The organism is Streptomyces sp. WMMC940 (assembly GCF_027460265.1).
GTDB lineage: Bacteria > Actinomycetota > Actinomycetes > Streptomycetales > Streptomycetaceae > Streptomyces.
Map to the genome: position 1 here is coordinate 4,937,396 of NZ_JAPZBC010000001.1, position 18,411 is coordinate 4,955,806.

Genomic DNA, 18,411 nt, shown 5'->3' on the forward strand with positions numbered 1-18,411 from the left:
GGCACCGGTCTCGGGGGAGGGGAACGCCACCCGATGTCCGACGTCAACCACGAGCCGCGCCCGGGCGGCTGGACCCGCTTCGTCACCGCGCGACCACGTCTGTCGCTGCTCCTCGCCCTCGTCGTCACCGCCCTCGCCGTCTTCGCGGGCGGCGGGGTCGCCGACCGGATGGGCAGCGGGGGGTGGGAGGACCCCGACGCGCAGTCGACCTATGCGACCGAAGCCCTCGACCGCGAGTTCCCCGCCGCGCGGCCCAATCTGCTTCTCCTCGTCGGCACCGGTCCCGAGGGTGTGGACGATCCGTCCGTCGCCGCCGAGGCCGAGCGGCTGACCGAGCGTCTGACGGGTGAGGAGGGCGTGACGGGCGTCAGCTCCTACTGGCGGACCAAGTCCCCCGCCCTGCGCGCCGAGGACGGACGTGAGGCACTCGTCGCCGCCCGGATCGAAGGCGACGAGAAGACGGCCGCGGGGGTGCTGGAGCGCATCGCGCCCGAATACCGGGGCACGCACGGGCCGGTGCAGGTCTCCGTCGGCGGGCCGGTCGCGGTCATGCACGACATGGAGACGATCATCCAGGAGGACCTTCTGCGTGCCGAGCTGATCGCGCTGCCGGTGACGCTGGTCCTGCTCGTGATGGTCTTCGGCAGCGCGGTCGCGGCCCTGTTGCCGCTGGGCATCGGCATCGTCGCCATCCTGGGGACGAACGCCGTGCTTCGCGGACTGACCGAGTTCACCGACGTCTCGGTCTTCGCGCAGAACCTCACCACGGCCCTCGGCCTCGGACTCGCCATCGACTACGCCCTGTTCATCGTGCGCCGCTTCCGGGAGGAACTGGCTGCCGGGGCGCAGAGCCGGAAGGCCATCGCGATCACCGTCCGCACCGCCGGCCGTACGGTGCTCTTCTCGGCGCTCACGGTGGCCGTGTCACTGGCCGCGATGCTGGTCTTCCCGCAGTACTTCCTGCGGTCGTTCGCCTACGCGGGGATCGCCGTGGTCCTGTTGGCCGCCGCGGCCGCGCTCGTGCTGCTCCCCGCTGCACTGATGCTCCTCGGCGACCGCGTGAACGCATACGACCTGCGGAAGCCGTTCCGTCGCGGTCGCCCGCAGGGGGCGGGAGAGGCCGGGCTGCCGCACTCCGAAACGAGCTCGGCGGCGGACGCCGACGGGGTGCGCTGGGCCCGGCTGGTGCGCCTGGTGATGCGCCGGGCACCCGTCTTCGCGGTGGCCACCACCGCCGGGCTGGTGCTGCTCGGACTGCCCTTCCTGGGGGTGCGGTTCGGGCCGGCGGACGACCGCCAGCTCCCATCCGGCGCGGAGTCGCATGTCGTGCAGCAGCACATCCGGGACGGATTCCCCGGAAGCCCGGGTGGTGGCCTCGACGTCTTCGCGGAGGGCCCTGCCACCCCCGCGGAGTACGCCGGATACCGCGAGCGCGTCGAGGCCCTTCCTGGCGTACTGCGTGTCGACGGACCGCTGGTCTCCGGTGAGCACGCGGTGTTCACGGTGCTGCCGGAGGAGGAGGCCGTCGGCGAGGAGTCCCAGCGGCTGGTCCGCGATCTCCGCGCGGAGTCCGCCCCGTTCGAGACCTCCGTGACCGGCGCGGCGGCGATGCTCGTCGACTCCAAGGACGCGATCGGTGAACGGCTGCCATGGGCCGCGGCGATCATCGCCGTCGTCACCCTCCTGCTCGTCTTCCTACTCACCGGCAGCGTGCTGATCCCACTTCAGGCCGTGGTGCTCAACGGGCTCAGTCTCACAGCGATGTTCGGGGCCGTGGTCTGGGTCTTCCAGGAGGGGCATCTCTCCGGCCCGCTCTCCTTCACCGCCACGGGCGCGATAGAGACGACGCTTCCCGTGCTGATGTTCTGCGTCGCCTTCGGGCTCTCCATGGACTACGGCGTGTTCCTGCTCTCCCGTATCAAGGAGGAGTACGACCGCACCGGCGACCACGAGCACGCCGTGGCTTTCGGGCTGCGCCGCACGGGAGGACTGATCACCGCAGCGGCCGTGATCCTCGCGGTGGTGATGGTCGCGATCGGCACCTCGCGGGTGAGCAACACCAAGATGCTCGGCCTCGGCATCGCCCTCGCCGTGCTCATGGACGCCATGGTGGTGCGCAGCCTGCTGGTCCCCTCGGTGATGAAGCTGACGGGCAGGGCCACCTGGTGGGCCCCGACCCCGTTGCGGGCGCTCCATGCGAGGTTCGGCCTCAGCGAGGGCGGGATATCCGGGCCCGTCCCGGCGGACTCCTTCGCCCAGGAGCGCGACGCCGAGGAGCGGGGCGGGCTCTCCCCGACTGACGGGGGCGGCACCGCCGACGGGGAGGACGACCGCCACGGCGACCGTGACCGCGACGACGTCCCTGTGGGCGGTTAGGTTCGAGCCGGGCCCGGTGGCAGTGCCGGCGGCACATGAGCGGGTGGCGCACGAGCCGACGGGCCTGAGCCGGAGCGAGTGAGGGGGCGCAGGACCACCTTCGTTCCGGTGAGGTCGGCTCGACGGAGAATCCGCCGGTCGTCGCTCGGTCACCGGAGGACGCTCGGAAGGGCGTGGTGCGAGGGGTGAGCAATGTGCCCGTCGGGCCCCGCACACGGGGATGCGGGGCCCCGGGTCTCAGTTCCTGCGCCCCCTGTTGCCGGGGCGGTTGGCCACCCAGACGCGGATCGTGTCGGCGTACCAGTAGGGCTTGCCCGACTCCACATGGTCCGGTGGGGGCAGGAGGCCGTGCTTGCGGTACGAACGGACCGTGTCCGGCTGCACCTTGATGTGCGCGGCGATGTCCTTGTAGGACCAGAGTCTTCTGTCCGTCATCTGTGGCACCTCCCTGTACGTGCCGCAGCGGCGGCCGGGGGAGCCGTCGGGGGAGCTGCGGCGCGGGCACTGGCGATCACTCGGCCTGTGCCCGTTGAACGACGCAGAGTGACGACAGGGGAGGGGTTGTCGAGGTCCTGTGACGCAAGGCCCGCGTAACGGAGACATGTGTGACGAACCGGGGACTGTTGTGACATGACGGAGGTGAAGAGGCGGAGGGAACAGGGGTTCAGGCGCCGCAGGACCGGAGGAAGCGCCGGGTGCGTTCGGCGATGGGGAACGGCTTCTCCGGCGGGCAGGGGTACATGTCCTGCTCGACGATGGCGAAGAGCTCGGCGTCGAGACGCTGGGCCGCGGCCAGTACCGGCTCCAGCGCCGGCACTCCGGCCGGCGGTTCGCACATGACCCCGCGCGCCACCGCGGGACCGAACGGCACCTCGTTCGCGACGACTTCGGCGAGGATCTCGGGGTCCACCTGCTTGAGGTGGAGGTAGCCGATCCGCTCGCCGTAGGTCTCGATGAGCTTGACGCTGTCGCCGCCGCAGTAGGCGTAGTGGCCCGTGTCCAGGCAGAGCGAGACCAGGTCGGCGTCGGTCGCGTCGAGGAAGCGGCTGACGTTCTCCTCGCTGTCGATGTGGGTGTCCGCGTGGGGGTGGACCACGATCCTCAGTCCGAAGCGGTCTCCCACCTCCTGCCCCAGGCGTTCGGTCTGGGTGGTGAGGTGGTGCCATTGTTCGGGCGTGAGGGTCCGGTCCTCCAGTACCTCGCCGGTCCTGTCGTCGCGCCAGAAGGACGGGATGACGACGAGGTGGTCCGCGCCCATGGCGCGGGTGAGGGCGGCGATGCCGGCGACATGGGACCAGGTCTTCTCCCAGACGGCCGGGCCGTGATGCAGTCCGGTGAAGACGGTGCCGGCCGAGACCTTCAGCCCGCGGGACGAGGTCTCCTCGGTGAGCCGCGCGGGGTCGGTGGGGAGGTAGCCGTACGGGCCGAGTTCGATCCATTCGTATCCGGCCCGTGCCACCTCGTCGAGGAAACGCCGCCAGGGGACTTGACGGGGATCGTCGGGGAACCACACGCCCCAGGAGTCAGGGGCCGACCCGATCCGGATGCGGTTGAACGAGGCTGCGGAGGAGGTCATGGCGGCCAGCTTTCCGGCCGCCGGAGAAAGGTGTCAAGCTTTCGTCCGAATGTAAGGACAAAATGTTGACAGTGCTCAGGGAAGCGGGCTAGACCAGGGGACAGCCGGGCGTGGAACCGAAGGGACACGTATGCCTCAGCCGTACGACGTCATCACGATGGGCCGGATCGGAGTGGACCTCTATCCCCTTCGGTCCGGGGTCCCGCTGGCGCAGGTCGACACCTTCGGGAAGTTCCTCGGGGGCTCCGCCGCGAACGTGGCGGTCGCCGCGGCCCGCCTCGGCCGGCGCGCCGCTGTCGTCACCCGTACCGGCCAGGACGCCTTCGGGGACTATCTCCATCAGGCGCTCCGGGAGTTCCGGGTCGACGACCGCTGGGTGACCGCGGTGCCGGGGCTGCCGACCCCCGTGACGTTCTGCGAGATCTTCCCGCCGGACGACTTCCCCCTGTACTTCTACCGGCAGCCCAAGGCACCCGACCTCGAACTGCGCGCCGACGAGCTGGACATGGACGCCATCGGTGCGGCGCGGGTCTTCTGGGTGACCGGCACCGGCCTGTGCGCGCAGCCCAGCAGGGAGGCCACGCTCGCCGCGCTCGAGCACCGGGCGAAGTCCGGGACGACCGTCTTCGACCTGGACTGGCGGCCCATGTTCTGGGACAGCCCCACCGCTACGGCGGCGGACGGGGCCCGGCCGTACTACGCGAAGGCGCTCGCCCGCGCCACCGTCGCCGTGGGCAATCTCGAGGAGTGCGAGATCGCCACCGGGGAGCGCGAACCGTACGCCGCCGCCCGTGCGCTGCTCGCCGGCGGGGTCGAGTTGGCCGTGGTCAAACAGGGCCCCAAGGGCGTGCTGGCCGTGCACGACGACGGCACGGTCGCGGAAGGGCCGCCGGTGAAGGTCGACGTCGTCAACGGACTCGGCGCGGGCGACGCGTTCGGTGGGGCGATGGTCCACGGACTCCTCGCCGGCTGGGAGTTGGAGCGGGTGATGCGGTTCGCCAACGCCGCGGGGGCGATCGTCGCCGCCCGCCTCGCCTGTTCGTCGGCCATGCCCTACGCCGCGGAGGTGGACGCCCTTCTCGACGGCCACGCACCGGCTCCCGAGGCGGCCCCCGGCCCCGGGGCGGATCCCGGGCCCGGGGCGGATCCCGGGCCCCGGCCCGGCACGGACGGCGGTCCCGGAACCGCGGCGGCGCCCGGGGCGGCGTCGTGACCCGCGTCGCCCTCAGCGACCTCGTCAGGATCAGGGTCCGCCACCCGGAGGCCGTGGCCGAGGCGGCGGCCCGCCGCCGACGGCGGGCCCTCGTCGGCAGCAGCGGCCGACTGATGATCGTCGCGGCCGACCACCCCGCCCGCGGCGCGCTCGCCGTCGGCGACCAGCGGTACGCGATGGCCAACCGGCTGGGGCTCCTGGAGCGTCTGTGCACCGCGCTCGAACGCCCCGGCGTGGACGGCGTTCTCGCCACCGCCGACATCCTGGAGGACCTCCTCCTGCTCGGGGCACTCGACGACAAGGTCGTCATGGGATCGATGAACCGCGGCGGTCTCGCCGGGGCCGCCTTCGAGCTGGACGACAGGTTCACCGGCTACCGCGCCGAGGACCTGGCGCGCCTCGGCTTCGACGCGGGCAAGCTGCTCCTCCGCATCGACTACGACGACCCCGGCTCCCTCGCCACCCTGCACTCCACCGCGCGCGCCATCGACGAGATGGCCGCCCGCCGGCTGCCGGTCTTCGTCGAGCCGTTCATATGCCGCCGCGTCGACGGGGTGCTGCGCAACGATCTCTCCGCCGAGGCGGTCACCCGTTCCATAGCCATTGCCTCCGGCCTCGCCGGCACCTCGGCGTACACCTGGCTGAAGGTCCCCGTCACGGAGAACCCGGACGACATGGCACGGGTGATGGAGACCTCGACGCTCCCCGCTGTGCTGCTCGGCGGCGACGTGGGCGACACCGCGGGCGGGCAGGCGGCGGCGTACGAGAAATGGCGCGGAGCGCTGCAGCTCCCCACGGTCCAGGGACTGGTGGTGGGCCGTTCACTGCTCTATCCGGTCGACGGCGACGTTCCGGCGGCGGTCGACACGGCCGTGGGCCTGCTCTAGGGGGTACGGAGAACTCATGGATCACAGGGACACACCAGAACGGCATCTGCGGGCCGGGACCGCGGCCGGCGGGCCGTACACGCTCGACATCGATCCCGGGAGCGCCGGCTGGGGGTACTCCGCGCTGCGGATCCTGGAGCTGGCCCCCGGTGCCTCCCACCTGCTGGAGACCGGCGACAGCGAGTGGATCGTGCTGCCGCTGGTGGGCGGGTGCTCGGTGCGGACCGAGGGCACGACCATGGAACTGCGGGGCAGAGAGAACGTGTTCGCCGGAGTCACCGACTTCGCGTACGTCCCGCGCGACGCCCGGGCACTGATCGCCTCCGGCGCGGGAGGCCGCTTCGCCCTGGCAGGAGCGAGGTGCGAGCGACGACTCCCCGCTCGCCGCGGCCCCGCGCCGGAGGTCCCGGTCGAGGACCGCGGTTCGGGCACCTGCGCCCGCCGTGTGCACAACTTCGCCGCCGCCGGCACCTTCGACTGCGACCGCCTCATCGCCGTCGAGGTGCTGACCCCGGGAGGCAACTGGTCCTCGTACCCGCCGCACAAGCACGACGAGCACCGTCCCGGCGAGGAGACGGAACTCGAGGAGATCTACTACTTCGAGATCGAGGGCGAGCACGGCTTCGGCTACCAGCGGATCTCGCCGTCCCGTCCCGGGGGCACGGATCTGCTCGCCGAGGTCCGCAGCGGTGACGCCGTCCTCGTCCCGGACGGCTGGCACGGCCCCTCCATCGCCGCTCCCGGCCACGGCATGTACTACCTGAACGTCATGGCCGGCCCCGGGCCGGAGCGCGCCTGGCGGATCTGCTTCCACCCCGACCACACGGAGGGCTACCGATGAGCGGACCGAGGCTGACCGTCGCCCAGGCGCTGGTGCGGTTCCTGGCCCGCCAGCACACCGAGCGCGACGGCCGCAGGCAGCGGCTCGTGGGAGCCATGTGGGGCATCTTCGGCCACGGCAACGTGGCCGGAATCGGCCAGGCCCTCCTCGAGTCCGAGGACCTGCCCTTCGTCCAGGGGCGCAACGAGCAGGCGATGGTGCACGCGGCCGTCGGTCACGCCCGCCAGTCCAACCGCCTGTCCACGCACGCAGTCACGACCTCCATCGGCCCGGGCGCCACCAACCTCGTGACCGGGGCCGCTCTCGCCACCGTCAACCGGCTGCCGGTCCTGCTCCTCCCCGGCGACACCTTCGCGACCCGCCCCGCAGACCCCGTCCTCCAGCAGCTGGAGGTCCCGTACGCGGGCGATGTGTCGGTCAACGACTGCCTCCGCCCGGTGTCGGCCTACTTCGACCGGATCACCCGTCCCGAGGCGCTGATCCCGGCGGCGCTCGCCGCGGCGCGGGTCCTCACCGACCCGGCTGCGACCGGAGCGGTCACGCTCGCGCTGCCCCAGGACGTGCAGGCGGAGGCGTACGACTGGCCGGAGGAGTTCTTCGCCGAGCGCGTCTGGCACGTGCGTCGGCCTCAGCCGGATCCGGAGGAGCTCTCCGCGGCGGTCCGCGCCGTACGGTCCGCGCGGCGGCCCCTGGTCGTCGCGGGCGGGGGAGTGCACCACAGCAGGGCGGAGGGTGCCCTGCGGACCTTCGCCGAGGCCACCGGGATCCCCGTCGCCTCGACACAGGCCGGGAAGGGCTCACTCCCGTACGACCACCCGGCGGACGTCGGCGGCATCGGCCACACCGGCACCGCCGTCGCCGACGAACTCGCGGGGACGGCCGACCTGGTCATCGGTGTCGGCACCCGCTACACCGACTTCACGACCGCCTCGGCGACACTCTTCGGCCGCCCCGGTGTCCGCTTCCTCAACCTCAACATCACCGGCTTCGACGCCCACAAGCTCGCCGCGCTCCCGCTCGTCGCGGACGCCAGAACCGGACTGGAGGCCCTGACCGAGGCTCTGCGCGGACACCATGTCGAACACGGCTACGAGACGGAGTACGCGGACGGCAAGGAGCGCTGGGAGCGTCGGGTCGGCGCCGCGTACGAGGCGCCCGACGAGGACGGCCGCCCCACCCAGACCCAGGTCCTCGGCGCCCTCGACGGCCTGGTCACCGGTGACGACATCGTGATCAACGCGGCCGGCTCGCTCCCGGGCGACCTCCACAAACTGTGGCGGACGCGCTCCCGCGACCAGTACCACGTGGAGTACGGCTACTCGTGCATGGGTTACGAGATCCCGGCGGCCATCGGGGTGGCGATGGCCGCTCCCGGGCGGCCCGTGTGGGCACTCGTCGGAGACGGGACGTATCTGATGAATCCCACCGAAATCGTCACAGCGGTCCAGGAGAACGTCCCGATCAAGGTGGTCGTCCTGCAGAACCACGGGTACGCGTCGATCGGCGGACTCTCCGAGGCGGTCGGCTCCGAGCGGTTCGGCACCGCCTACCGCCACCGGGAGCCGGGGGCGTCGCAGGCCGGCGGGTCGGGAGGGCCCGGGGGAGGCGCGTACACGGGAGAGCCCCTCCCGGTCGACCTCGCCGCCAACGCCGCCTCCCTCGGGATGCGGGTCATCCGCGCCAGGACTGTGCGTGACCTGCGCGAAGCCCTTGCCGAGGCCCGTGCGGCGGACCGCCCCACATGTGTCTACGTCGAGACCGAAACGGCAGACACTGTGTCGGGCGCACCCCCGGCACAGGCGTGGTGGGATGTTCCTGTGGCCGAGACCGCGACCCGGCCGTCGGCGGTCAAGGCCCGGGAGGAGTACGACCGGCAGGTCGCAGCCCGGCGCCGCCATCTCTGAGGGACCCGAAGGAGCTTTCCGTCATGACGAAGACCGTCAACCACTGGATCGGTGGCAAGACCGTCGAGGGCGCGTCCGGCACCTGGGGACCGGTCACCGACCCGGCGACCGGTGCCGTGACCACGCGGGTCGCGCTCGCGTCCGTCGACGAGGTCGACAGCGCCGTCGCCTCGGCCAAGGCCGCCTTCGAGACCTGGGGCACCTCCTCCCTGGCCCAGCGGACCTCGATCCTCTTCCGCTTCCGCGCGCTGCTCGACGCCAACCGCGACGCGATCGCCGAGCTGATCACCGCGGAGCACGGCAAGGTCCACTCGGACGCGCTCGGCGAGGTGGCCCGTGGTCTCGAGATCGTCGACCTGGCCTGCGGTATCACCACCCAGCTCAAGGGGGAGCTGTCGACCCAGGTCTCGAACCGGGTTGACGTGGCGGCGATCCGCCAGCCCGTGGGTGTCGTGGTCGGCATCACGCCCTTCAACTTCCCCGCGATGGTGCCGATGTGGATGTTCCCGCTCGCCATCGCCTGCGGCAACACCTTCGTCCTCAAGCCCAGTGAGAAGGACCCGTCCCCGGCGCTGAAGATCGCCGAGCTGCTTGCCGAGGCGGGTCTGCCGGACGGAGTCTTCAACGTCGTCCAGGGCGACAAGGCGGCCGTCGACCGGCTCCTGGAGCATCCGGACGTCTCGGCGATCTCCTTCGTCGGCTCCACACCGATCGCCCGTCACATCCACACCACCGCCTCGGCGAACGGCAAGCGCGTACAGGCGCTCGGCGGTGCCAAGAACCACATGCTCGTCCTGCCGGACGCCGACCTGGACGCGGCCGCCGACGCCGCCGTGTCGGCCGCCTACGGCTCCGCGGGCGAGCGCTGCATGGCGATCTCCGCGGTCGTGGCCGTCGGCGCGGTCGGCGACGAGCTCGTCGACAAGATCCGCGAGCGGGCCGAGAAGATCAAGATCGGCCCGGGCAACGACCCGACGTCGGAGATGGGTCCGCTGATCACCAAGGCGCACCGTGACAAGGTCGCCTCGTACGTCCACGGCGCCGCGGGTCAGGGTGCCGAGGTCGTCCTCGACGGCACGGGCCACACCGTCGACGGCTACGAGGACGGGCACTGGATCGGGCTGTCGCTCCTGGACAAGGTGTCCACCGACTCCGACGCGTACCGGGACGAGATCTTCGGCCCCGTCCTGTGCGTGCTGCGCGCCGACACCTACGAGGAGGGCCTCGCGCTCATCAACGCCTCGCCGTTCGGCAACGGCACGGCGATCTTCACCCGCGACGGCGGCGCCGCCCGGCGCTTCCAGTTGGAGGTGCAGGCGGGCATGGTCGGCGTGAACGTGCCGATCCCGGTCCCGGTGGGCTACCACTCGTTCGGCGGCTGGAAGGACTCGCTCTTCGGCGACCTGCACGTCTACGGCAACGACGGCGTGCAGTTCTACACCCGCGGCAAGGTCGTCACGACCCGCTGGCCGGACCCCTCCGAGCCCCACGGCGGCGTCGACCTCGGCTTCCCGCGCAACCACTGACGGCCCGCGCCGAACCTCGGCGCCATCCGGCCCGTGACGCCACGCGGCCCGTGCGGAACCCTCACCCGTGCGGGCCGCCTGCGGCGTCACGGGCCGGATGGCTTTCGGCGGGCCCGCGCGGGGGTTCGCCTGCGTGGAAGCGGACTTCGCGCGTCCAGCGTTCCGAAGGCGCCCGGGGGAAACCATGGGCGTTGCCTCGGCTCGCAGGTGCCGTTCGAGCGCCATGACCCATCCGCGCACCGGATACGGGCACCTCACACCGAGACCATGTGCACCGTCCACCAGGCGTACCGCCCCTGCGATCGGCGTGCCCGCCGCACGGGAGACCGGTCCCCGGCCCCGCCTGGAAGCGGGATCGGAGGACGAGCGTCGCCCCGCCGCGTTCGTAGGGTGCCCCCATGAGGCCTTCCTCGACATGCCCGTCGACGCCGGACTCCGACCGGCAGGGCGTGCCGGGGTGCCGATCGCCTCGCGGCGGGCCGGACGGTTGAGGGGCCGCCCTCGCAGCAACCGCGGCACGACCTCACACGCGGGGCCCGCGACCGTGCTCCGACGGCGTCACGCGGGCGGCTACGAGGCCCAGGGCGGCCGCGGCGACGGCGCTGCCGATCGCGATCCACCGGAGTACGCCGTCGATCGCCTCGGCAAGACCGACACTGCTGGTGCGGACTTCGATCAGGGTCGCGCCGGCGGCCACACACATGCCGGCGACCCCGATGACGATGGCGAGTTCCACGCCGGAGGCCTGACCGGCCCGTTCGGAGGGGACGACGGCCTGGGTGCCGCTGCTTCCCATCGTCCACCCCATGCCGTATCCGAATCCGGTCAGCGCGAGACCGGGAACGTAGGACCGGAAGCCGCCGCCGAGCGACACGAGGAAGAGGCCGAGCGCCCCGACCAGGGTCATGACGCCCATCGTCCGCGGCACGTCGAAGCGCTCGCCGAGCCGCCCGGAGAGCGGCGCCGCCACGCCCGCGGCGACGGATGCGGCCAAGAAGATCATTCCGGCCGCGAGCGGCGTGTGCCCGGCGGCCTGCTGCAGATAGATCGTGACGCCGTACATGGCCAGGACGAAGGAGATGTTCGCGACGGTCGCCATCAGCGTGATGACCACGAAGGGCTTGTTGCGGAAGAGGTCGAGCGCGACCAGCGGCCAGCGCGCCACCCGCTCCCGCAGTACGAACCCGGCCAGGAGCAGCACCCCGGTCGCCGCGACACCCACCGTGACTCCGGCGGGCCAGGCTCGCAGACGGTCCACCGTGAGCGTCACGAGAGCGATGCCCAGGGTCACCATGACCAGGCCCGGCAGGTCGATCGAGCGGGGCACCGTGGTGTCACGCGACTCGCGTACCCCGGCGACGACCACCGCGATGGCCGCAGCACCCACGGGGACGTTGACGAAGAGCACCACTCGCCAGCTCAGCAGCTCCGTCACCCCGCCGCCGAACACGGGACCGAGGGCGAGGGCCAGGGCCCCCACTCCGTAGGCGTTCCCGATGGCCCGCATCGTCCGGTCGGGTGGATAGGCGTCGGTGATCACGGCGATGGCGAGCGGGAACAGCACCCCCGCTCCGGTGCCTTGGGCGATCCGCATCACGATCACGGCTTCGGGGGTGGAGGCGAGACCGGCACCGAGTGAGCACAGGGAGAAGACGACGAGGCCGATGATCAGCATCCGCCTGCGGCCGACGATGTCCCCGAGTCTGCCGCCCGGGATCAGTGCGGCGGCCAGCGCCAGCATGTAGCCGCTGATCACCCATTGGAGGTCCGTGGTGGTCGTGCCCAGGTCCGAGGCCATCTGGGGCAGGGCCAGGTTCAGCGCCAGGAAGTCGAGCTGCACGACGAAGATGCACAGCGAGGAGGCGATCAGCGTCAGCCTGGGACGCGATGGCCGGGAGCCGGATTCGTGCGGGTGCGGGGCGGTCTTGCCGGTACGACGCTTCCCGTGCGGCTGACCGGAGTCCATGGCGTTCTCCCGTGCGGCTGTGAACACGGGCCAGCCGGGTACGGGCGAAGACGGCTGGTCCGATTGACCCGTGTCGTGGAGTGTTCACTATGCAAGACACGGGTGGTGTTCGGCCGTATTTGCTCCGCATTTCGGAGAATGCCGCGTACTTCGCGCATGTGTTGGTGTGCCGCTCCGGCCGTCCGGGGTCGGACCGGAAGCCGTGCGAGGGGTGGAAGGCCCCCGGCCGAGGCGGCCGTGAGCGTCGCTCGCCGCGGATCACGCCGTCGTTCCCCCGGCCGACGTTCCGCTGCGGTCGGAGGCCCTGCCGTATCGCTCGCTGCGACCGGGACGCGCCGGGAAGGTGTCGGCCCGGTTCGCGGACGAGCGGACCGGGCGCATCGACGGCGTGACCACGCTCGCGCACGAGTGCCACGCCCGGGTGGCCGCGGGGATCTCGAAGCCGTACGACGGCTGATGCCCGAGGAGCGGGCCCACCCCGGAGGGGAGGGGCTCCTCGGGCATCTCACGGCCGCTGCTCCGGCACGGCCCGAGCCGTCGCCGTAGCGGCGGGGACCGCCCTGGTCGGGATGCCGGACGGGGCCGTTGGTCCCGGCCGGGCCGCCGGGATCAGAACAGCGAGTGCAGCAGCTTGTTCGGGGACCCCGAGCGCGGATCCGTGACCTTGCCGCTGGTCGCGTTGTTCACGAGGGCGTCGCGGACCTGTGCCGGGGACGCCGTGGGGTTGTTCGCCAAGTGGAGCGCGGCGACACCCGCGGTGTGCGGGGTGGCCATCGACGTACCGGAGATGGTGTTCGTCGCGCTGTCGCTGTCCTTCCACGCGGAGGTGATGTCCACGCCGGGGGCGAACAGGTCGAGGCACGACCCGTAGTTGGAGAACGAAGCCCGCCGGTCCGTCCTGTCCGTCGCGCCGACCGTGATGGCCTCGGGGACGCGGGCGGGCGAGTAGTTGCACGCGTTCACGGGGATGCCGATGAGGATGCCGTTGCCCGCCGCGATCGAGTAGCTGACACCCGAGGCGATGGACCGCTTCACCGCGTTGTCCAGGGCGGCGCTGGCGCTGCCACCGAGGCTCATGTTGGCCACGGCCGGCTTGGACGCGTTCGCCGTCACCCAGTCGACGCCCGCGATGACGCCCGCGGTCGTACCGGAGCCGTCGCAGCCCAGGACGCGCACCGCGATCAGGCTGACGCCCTTGGCGACCCCGTACGTCCTGCCGCCCACGGTGCCGGCGACATGCGTGCCGTGGCCCTGGCAGTCCTGGCCGTTCCGGCCGTCGCCGACGGTGTCCGTGCCGACGCTCGCCCGGCCGCCGAACTCGCCGTGCGAGGTGCGGATGCCGGTGTCGATGATGTACGCGCTCACGTTCGCCGCCGTCGCGTTGTACGTGTACGTCGACGACAGCGGCAGACCGCGCTGGTCCACGCGGTCCAGGCCCCAGGTCGCGTTCGGCTGGGTCTCGTTGAGGCGGATGACGCTGTTCTGCTCCACGTACGCGACCCGCGGGTCGCCGGCGACCCTTTCGGCCTCGGCCTTGGACATGGAGGCGGAGAAGCCGTTCAGCGCCGACCGGAAGACGTGCTTGGGGGTCACATCCTCGTCGGCGGCGAATTCGGAGACGCGTGTGCTGCCGTCCTTCAGGACGACGATCCAGCTGTTCTGTACGGCGGTTGCAGTGGGGGCGAGACGGAGATCGCCGAGCGGCGCACTGTGCGCTGTGGGGGTGACGGCGAACTGGAGACCGGCCGCGACGACGGCTGCGGAGAGCAGCGCGCCCATGCGTATGGAGCGGCGGGCAGTGAATCTCATCTCGTGCACCTGACCTCTCTCTTTGATCGGAACACGACAAGCATCCGCGCGGCGGTGCGGATGCCGGCACAGCGTCTCGTGAGGTGGTGCGGCACACAAGGGGTTGTTACCGATGGGTTGGAGCAAAAGCCCTGGTGGCATGGGCAATTTGGCGGACATCGGCGACATCTGCACGGCGCACACGGGCATGTGCGGCCCCATCACGTACCGGGATGAAACAGTCGGAAGTGGCATGCCGTGAAGTGCCGGTCGAAGACGGCGAATCCACTCCGCTCAGGACGTCCCCGGGCCCCGGCTGGAGACCGCCCGGCTCGTTGCGCCCACCTGGTGCGTGGCGTTCAGCGCCCCGGCACGCACGCGCGCCGGGGCCGTTCGCACACCCGCCCCCGGGTTCCGCGTACCGCGGCTGGTGTACGGCGGGGGCGGCCGGTACTACCGGAGGAGGTCATGGAGTTCCGACCGGCGGCAGCGGCAGCCGGGCCGGCCGTCCGCTTATGGTTTCGGGCATGAGGATCCGACTCCCCGGACGAGCCGTGCTGACCCGGCGCCGAGGCCGATGGCTCGCGGCCGTCGCCGCCTTCGCCGTGCTCGCGGGTGCGGGCACCTGGACAGCCGCGGCCTCGGACGACGAGCCCGCCGTGCACCGCGAGGACCGGGTGCTGACCGTGCCGGGCGCGAGGATCGACACCTCGTACTTCACCTCCGGGGGCGGCCGCAGGCCCGCGGTGCTGATCGGACACGGCTTCGGCAGCAGCAAGGACTCCGTACGGCAGCAGGCGGAGGCGCTGGCGAGGGACGGCTACGCCGTCATGACCTGGTCCGCGCGCGGCTTCGGCAAGTCCACCGGCGTTATCGGGCTCAACGACCCCGAGCACGAGGTCAAGGACGTCTCACGACTGATCGACTGGCTCGCCGGGCGACCGGAGGTGGAGCTGGACGCCGAGGGCGACCCCCGCGTCGGGGTCACCGGGGTGTCCTACGGAGGCGCCGTCGCCCTGCTCGCGGCGGGCCACGACCGCAGGGTCGACGCCATCGCTCCGCAGATCACGTACTGGAACCTCGCCGACGCGCTCTTTCCGGACGGCGTCTTCAAGAAGCTCTGGGCGGGCATGTTCTTCACGGCCGGTTCGGCCGGCGGGTCGGGGCTCGTTCCCGACGCCGGCGAACAGCCCGCGGATCCCGCCGGGGCCGGAGCGGGCAACGGCAGGGCCCAGGACGGCGAAGCCGGCACGGGTGCGGGCACCGGAGCGCCGACGCGGCCCGGCGCCACGGGCCGTGACGACGGCCGCGCCTCAGCCGGGCGGTCCGCCGCGGCCTGCGGACGTTTCGCGCCCGCCCTGTGCGCCATGTACGAGCGAGTCGCGACCAGCGGCAGGCCCGACGCCGAGGCCCGGACTCTGCTGGAGGCCCGCAGTCCGTCCGCGGTGGCCGACCGGATCAAGGTCCCCGCGCTCATCGTCCAGGGACAGTCCGACTCGCTCTTCCCGCTCTCCCACGCCGACGCCATGGCCGAGGCGATCGCCGGCAACGGCGCGCCCGTCGCCGTCGACTGGATCGCCGGCGGACACGACGGCGGCGACCTGGAGACGGCACGGGTCCACGGACGGATCTCCGCCTGGTTCGACCGCTACCTGAACGGCGACAAGGCCGTCCACACCGGCCCCGTGTTCCGCGTCAGCCGAACCGGCGGCGTCGACTCCACCGACGGACGGGCGACCCTGCGCGGAGCCGCGGCCGATGCGTACCCGGGCCTGGGAGCGGGACGCCGCGAGTTCGGACTGGTCGGCGGGACGCAGACCTTCCGGAACCCCGCGGGGGCCAACCCGCCGGGGATCTCCACGGTGCCCGGACTGGGCGGTGGGCTCTCGCGGTTCTCCTCGCTCGGCGTCGGCCTCTCGCTCGACTTCCCCGGACAGCACGCCCGCTTCGACTCGGCGCCGCTCGACCGCCGTACCCGGATCACCGGCTCGCCCACCGTCCGGGTGAAGGTCGGCTCGGACAGCGGGGAAGCGGTCCTCTTCGGCAAGGTCTACGACGTCGGCCCGGACGGCCGGCAGCAGGTGCTCCCCGCTCAGCTCGTCGCCCCGGTCCGGATCGAGGACGCCGAGGCCGGCCGGACCGTCGAACTGACGCTCCCCGCGGTGGACCACGAGGTCGAGGCCGGCCACCGCCTCCGGCTCGTGCTCGCGGCCACCGACCTCGCCCACGCCTCACCCGCCGCCCCGGCGGCGTACTCCGTCACCCCCGCCGGGCCCCTGAGCGTGCCCACCGCACCCGGAGTCACCACTCAGGCGGCCGGTACGCCCTGGTGGGTGTGGGGCCTCCCCGCGGCGGGCGCGTCGATCGCGGCGGTTCTGCTGCTCACCGCGCACCGCCGGACCACGGCGCCCGCCCCCGACCCCGGACTCGCCGACGTACCGCTGCAGATCACCGCACTCACCAAGCGGTACGCCGGGTCGTCCGACCGGTACGCGGTGCGGGACCTCTCCTTCCGCGTCGAGAAGGGCCAGGTGCTCGGGCTCCTCGGCCCGAACGGCGCCGGAAAGACCACCACGCTCCGCATGCTGATGGGACTCATCACCCCCGACGACGGCGAGATCAGGGTCTTCGGACACGCCGTCAGGCCCGGGGCTCCCGTCCTCTCCCGGGTCGGCGCCTTCGTCGAGGGCGCGGGCTTCCTGCCGCATCTGTCCGGCCGGGAGAACCTGGAGCTGTACTGGCGGGCCACCGGCCGCCCCGCCGAGGACTCCCACGTGGAGGAGGCCCTGGAGATCGCGGGCCTCGGCGACGCCCTCGCCCGCGCGGTCCGCACCTACTCGCAGGGCATGCGGCAGCGCCTCGCCATCGCGCAGGCCATGCTCGGACTGCCGGATCTGCTCATCCTGGACGAACCCACCAACGGACTGGACCCGCCGCAGATCCGCGAGATGCGGGACGTGATGATCCGGTACGCGGCCGGAGGCCGGACCGTCATCGTCTCCAGCCACCTCCTCTCGGAGGTCGAGCAGTCCTGCACGCATCTCGTCGTCATGGACCGCGGCCGCCTGGTGCAGGCGGGCCCCGTCGCCGACATCACCGGCGCCGGCGACACCCTGCTGGTGACGACGGCCGAGGAACCGTCGGCACCGCTCGTGGAGAAGATCGCCGCACTGCCGGGGGTCGGATCCGCCGTCCGCGCCGACGGAGGCGGCGGCGTGCTGGTCCGCCTCGACGGTGCGAGCGCCGCAGCCCTGGTCGCCGAACTCGTCCGGCTGGACGTGCCGGTGACCGGAGTCGGGCCGCACCGTCGACTGGAGGACGCGTTCCTCACCCTGATCGGAGGAGCATCCGCATGAGCACCACCCCCGTGCGGCCCGGCACCCGCGCGGCGAGCGTGCCGACCGCGCCCGGCTACCGGGCACGGCGCACCCTGCCGCTGCGCGTCGAAGCGGTGCGTCAGCTGAAGCGGCGGCGGACGCTCGTGATGGGCGCGATCCTGGCGGCGCTGCCGTTCGTGCTGATCGTGGCCTTCGCGATCGGCGGCTCACCCGACGAGCGCGGCGACGGCGGCGGCCGGATCAACCTGATGGACACGGCGACCGCTTCGGGCGCCAACTTCGCGGCCACCTGCCTGTTCGTGTCGGCAGGGTTCCTGCTGGTGGTGCCGGTCGCGCTGTTCTGCGGCGACACCGTGGCGTCCGAGGCGAGCTGGTCGTCCCTGCGGTATCTGCTGGCGGCTCCCGTCCCCCGGTCCCGGCTGCTGTGGTCGAAACTGGCGGTCGCGCTGGGGTTCAGTGCGGCGGCCATGCTTCTGCTGCCGTTGGTCGGTCTGGCGGTGGGGACCGTGGCGTACGGCTGGGGGCCCCTGCGGCTGCCGACCGGCGGATCGCTGGCGACGGCCGACACGCTGCCCAGGCTCGCGCTGGTCGTCGCGTACATCTTCGTCTCCCAACTGGTCACCGCCGGACTCGCGTTCTGGCTGTCCACCAAGACCGACGCACCGCTGGGAGCGGTCGGTGGCGCGGTCGGGCTGACGATCATCGGGAACGTCCTGGACGCCGTGACGGCGCTCGGTTCGTGGCGCGACTTCCTGCCGGCGCACTGGCAGTTCGCCTGGGCGGACGCCCTCCAGCCCCAGCTCGAATGGGGCGGGATGCTGAAGGGCACGGCGGTCTCCGTGACCTTCGCCGTGGTGCTGATCGCCCTCGCCTTCCGCGGGTTCGCCCGCAAGGACATCGTGTCCTGAGCGGCCCGGCCGCCCGTTCCGTGCGGGGCGGGACGCCCTGTGCGTCCACCGCGGCAACCGTCCGACCACGGGCGGCCGTTGCCGCATC

The 18,411-nt window shown here is 72.1% G+C and carries 12 protein-coding genes; 8 read left to right on the forward strand and 4 right to left on the reverse strand.

All coding sequences use genetic code 11. The annotated features are described in order from the left end of the window. Nucleotides 1–33: 33 nt before the first annotated feature. Complete coding sequence (locus tag O7595_RS21755; RefSeq protein ID WP_269730320.1) at nucleotides 34–2,376, forward strand: MMPL family transporter; 2,343 nt, start codon at nucleotides 34–36, stop codon at nucleotides 2,374–2,376. Nucleotides 2,377–2,613: 237 nt separating this feature from the next. On the opposite strand, the gene O7595_RS21760 is transcribed toward O7595_RS21755, so the two are convergent. Together O7595_RS21760 and O7595_RS21765 are read right to left on the reverse strand one after the other, a co-directional pair. Next, entirely contained in the window at nucleotides 2,614–2,811 is a 198-nt protein-coding gene (locus O7595_RS21760; RefSeq protein ID WP_269730321.1) for a helix-turn-helix transcriptional regulator, read from the reverse strand. 229 nt (nucleotides 2,812–3,040) lie between these two features. Then, nucleotides 3,041–3,952, reverse strand: coding sequence for a sugar phosphate isomerase/epimerase family protein (locus O7595_RS21765; RefSeq protein ID WP_269730322.1), 912 nt, complete (start codon nucleotides 3,950–3,952; stop codon nucleotides 3,041–3,043). Nucleotides 3,953–4,082: 130 nt separating this feature from the next. On the opposite strand from O7595_RS21765, the gene iolC reads away from it, so the two are divergent. From iolC to O7595_RS21790, 5 genes are read left to right on the forward strand one after another with little or no spacing between them, the layout of a single operon-like run. Continuing rightward, the gene (gene iolC / locus O7595_RS21770) at nucleotides 4,083–5,165 is read left to right on the forward strand and encodes a 5-dehydro-2-deoxygluconokinase (protein ID WP_269730323.1); all 1,083 of its coding nucleotides are present in this window, start codon (nucleotides 4,083–4,085) and stop codon (nucleotides 5,163–5,165) included. Further along, nucleotides 5,162–6,052, forward strand: coding sequence for a Cgl0159 family (beta/alpha)8-fold protein (locus O7595_RS21775; protein WP_269730324.1), 891 nt, complete (start codon nucleotides 5,162–5,164; stop codon nucleotides 6,050–6,052). The genes iolC and O7595_RS21775 overlap by 4 nt, the downstream gene beginning before the upstream one ends. 16 nt (nucleotides 6,053–6,068) lie before the next feature. Then, complete coding sequence (gene iolB, locus O7595_RS21780; RefSeq protein ID WP_269730325.1) at nucleotides 6,069–6,893, forward strand: 5-deoxy-glucuronate isomerase; 825 nt, start codon at nucleotides 6,069–6,071, stop codon at nucleotides 6,891–6,893. Then, on the forward strand, nucleotides 6,890–8,797 hold the full coding sequence (iolD, locus tag O7595_RS21785; RefSeq protein WP_269730326.1) for a 3D-(3,5/4)-trihydroxycyclohexane-1,2-dione acylhydrolase (decyclizing): 1,908 nt from the start codon (nucleotides 6,890–6,892) through the stop codon (nucleotides 8,795–8,797). The genes iolB and iolD overlap by 4 nt, the downstream gene beginning before the upstream one ends. Nucleotides 8,798–8,820: 23 nt before the next feature. Beyond that, a complete protein-coding gene (locus O7595_RS21790; RefSeq protein WP_269730327.1) occupies nucleotides 8,821–10,323 on the forward strand; it encodes a CoA-acylating methylmalonate-semialdehyde dehydrogenase in 1,503 nt (500 codons plus the stop codon). A gap of 523 nt (nucleotides 10,324–10,846) precedes the next feature. Here O7595_RS21790 and O7595_RS21795 read toward each other — a convergent pair. After that, on the reverse strand, nucleotides 10,847–12,316 hold the full coding sequence (locus O7595_RS21795; RefSeq protein ID WP_269730328.1) for an MFS transporter: 1,470 nt from the start codon (nucleotides 12,314–12,316) through the stop codon (nucleotides 10,847–10,849). A gap of 582 nt (nucleotides 12,317–12,898) precedes the next feature. Continuing rightward, nucleotides 12,899–14,068 carry a S8 family peptidase gene (locus O7595_RS21800; protein WP_269732573.1) on the reverse strand — a complete coding sequence of 390 codons (1,170 nt, stop codon included), beginning with the start codon at nucleotides 14,066–14,068 and terminating at the stop codon, nucleotides 12,899–12,901. Nucleotides 14,069–14,604: 536 nt separating this feature from the next. Between O7595_RS21800 and O7595_RS21805 the strand changes: the two genes are divergently transcribed. Together O7595_RS21805 and O7595_RS21810 are read left to right on the forward strand one after the other, a co-directional pair. Then, nucleotides 14,605–17,433 (forward strand): alpha/beta fold hydrolase, encoded by a 2,829-nt coding sequence (locus tag O7595_RS21805; protein ID WP_269730329.1) that lies wholly within the window; start codon nucleotides 14,605–14,607, stop codon nucleotides 17,431–17,433. Next, on the forward strand, nucleotides 17,430–18,323 hold the full coding sequence (locus O7595_RS21810) for an ABC transporter permease (protein WP_269730330.1): 894 nt from the start codon (nucleotides 17,430–17,432) through the stop codon (nucleotides 18,321–18,323). Before O7595_RS21805 ends, O7595_RS21810 begins: the two co-directional genes overlap by 4 nt. The last annotated feature ends 88 nt before the right edge of the window (nucleotides 18,324–18,411 follow it).

Excerpts from the sequence above, each read along its gene's own strand:
- O7595_RS21755 (WP_269730320.1), top strand. The coding sequence starts at position 34 with ATGTCCGACGTCAACCACGAGCCGCGCCCGGGCGGCTGGACCCGCTTC.
- O7595_RS21760 (WP_269730321.1), bottom strand. The coding sequence starts at position 2,811 with ATGACGGACAGAAGACTCTGGTCCTACAAGGACATCGCCGCGCACATC.
- O7595_RS21765 (WP_269730322.1), bottom strand. The coding sequence starts at position 3,952 with ATGACCTCCTCCGCAGCCTCGTTCAACCGCATCCGGATCGGGTCGGCC.
- iolC (WP_269730323.1), top strand. The coding sequence starts at position 4,083 with ATGCCTCAGCCGTACGACGTCATCACGATGGGCCGGATCGGAGTGGAC.
- iolB (WP_269730325.1), top strand. The coding sequence starts at position 6,069 with ATGGATCACAGGGACACACCAGAACGGCATCTGCGGGCCGGGACCGCG.
- iolD (WP_269730326.1), top strand. The coding sequence starts at position 6,890 with ATGAGCGGACCGAGGCTGACCGTCGCCCAGGCGCTGGTGCGGTTCCTG.
- O7595_RS21790 (WP_269730327.1), top strand. The coding sequence starts at position 8,821 with ATGACGAAGACCGTCAACCACTGGATCGGTGGCAAGACCGTCGAGGGC.
- O7595_RS21800 (WP_269732573.1), bottom strand. The coding sequence starts at position 14,068 with ATGGGCGCGCTGCTCTCCGCAGCCGTCGTCGCGGCCGGTCTCCAGTTC.
- O7595_RS21805 (WP_269730329.1), top strand. The coding sequence starts at position 14,605 with ATGAGGATCCGACTCCCCGGACGAGCCGTGCTGACCCGGCGCCGAGGC.
- O7595_RS21810 (WP_269730330.1), top strand. The coding sequence starts at position 17,430 with ATGAGCACCACCCCCGTGCGGCCCGGCACCCGCGCGGCGAGCGTGCCG.